This window comes from Pseudomonas sp. HMWF006 (assembly GCF_003061205.1).
Taxonomy (GTDB): domain Bacteria; phylum Pseudomonadota; class Gammaproteobacteria; order Pseudomonadales; family Pseudomonadaceae; genus Aquipseudomonas; species Aquipseudomonas monsensis.
On the sequence record NZ_QAIU01000367.1, the window covers coordinates 7191 to 8045 of the forward strand.

An 855-nucleotide genomic window follows, 5' to 3' on the forward strand; every position below is an offset into this window, starting at 1 on the left:
CCCGATCGGCGGTATCAGCTACAACGACCACCTGCACGTGTTCCACAGCGAAACCGAAGTCGGCCCGGTCACCCAGAAGCTCTACAAAGAGCTGACTGGCGTGCAGACCGGCGACATCGAAGCGCCAGCGGGCTGGATCGTCAAGGTTTGATCTGACGGCTGCTGATGCACAAAAGCCCCCCATCGAGTAATCGATGGGGGGCTTTTTCATGGGCGCTGTTGTTGTATCCACTCAATGAACACCTTGGTGTGCGCCGACGCTTGCGGGGCAACACCGTAGTAATAGCGTGGCAGCGGCATGCGCAGCTCCGGCAACGGGCAGATCAGGCGACCACTCGACAAATGCGTGCCGAGCAAAGTGGTCGGACACAGTGCGATGCCCTCGCCCGCAACGACCGCTTCCAGCACCCGATGCATGTAATCAAACTGTCGGATCACTTGGCTGCTGCTCTGGCTCTGGCCGAACTGCATGGCCCAGTGGTGCCAGTCTTCTCGCCGCGCCCTGACGGTCAGCAAGGTGTGCGCACTGAGACCGGCGAGATTTGTCAGCGGCAGTCGCTCAATCAATGCCGGCGCCGCGACCATGACCAATTCATCCTCGAACAACGCTTGCGCCTCGAGCGACGGCGCCCAATCGTCACGGCCCCGGCGGATGACAATGTCGAAATCGTCGCGGACCGGATCCGGCGACTGAGTCTGTGTGACGACCTGGGTGTCGATGTGCGGATGCTGCGTCGAGAAGTCTGTCAAACGAGGCGTCAGCCATAACAGGGCGAAGGACGGCCGGACATTGATCCTGATCGTCGGCCGCGCTGCCTGCCGCTTCAACTCGGCAGCGGCGTCGGCTATCTGTGC

At 61.5% G+C, this 855-nt stretch carries 1 protein-coding gene and 1 pseudogene; one reads left to right on the plus strand and one right to left on the minus strand.

From position 1 onward, the window contains the following. Positions 1-151 (plus strand): annotated as a pseudogene (locus DBR24_RS32250) (branched chain amino acid aminotransferase); the annotation flags it as partial. Positions 152-207: 56 nt separating this feature from the next. Here DBR24_RS32250 and DBR24_RS15045 read toward each other — a convergent pair. Further along, on the minus strand, positions 208-855 hold a 648-nt coding region (locus tag DBR24_RS15045), incomplete at its 5' end, for a LysR substrate-binding domain-containing protein (RefSeq protein ID WP_128615156.1).